Here is a 326-nt window from a genome sequence, read left to right on the forward strand (position 1 = left end):
GATGTTCACGACCAGACTCATCAATGAAAAAGGCGAATTAGGAAAGAAACAAAGAATCTTCAACGACCATGGTCCCGAGATCCTGAAGGACAGCCGAGCAACTTTTGCCAATGTTGTAAACACAGTATTGGAAAATGCCGGACTAGACGAACGCATCGACCACCGGAGTTACAAGGATCAGGGCTTAGACTTTCTTGAACCCACTCATCATGAAGGGCATGAAGCTACAGCACTTCGCAGACAATATGACGAGGAACAAAAAAGACCGCTTGAAGAACGTAACACTGAAATTGTGCTGCCAAGAATTGCACTTGAAAATGATGCAA

At 44.5% G+C, this 326-nt stretch carries 1 protein-coding gene; it reads left to right on the forward strand.

Annotated elements, in window-relative coordinates:
- Positions 1-326 (forward strand): MobA/MobL family protein (locus tag AVJ20_RS18155; protein WP_162689825.1); only part of this gene is annotated, 326 nt, incomplete at both ends.

The sequence above is a fragment of the Acinetobacter sp. CFCC 11171 genome, from assembly GCF_003268405.1.
GTDB lineage: Bacteria > Pseudomonadota > Gammaproteobacteria > Pseudomonadales > Moraxellaceae > Acinetobacter > Acinetobacter amyesii.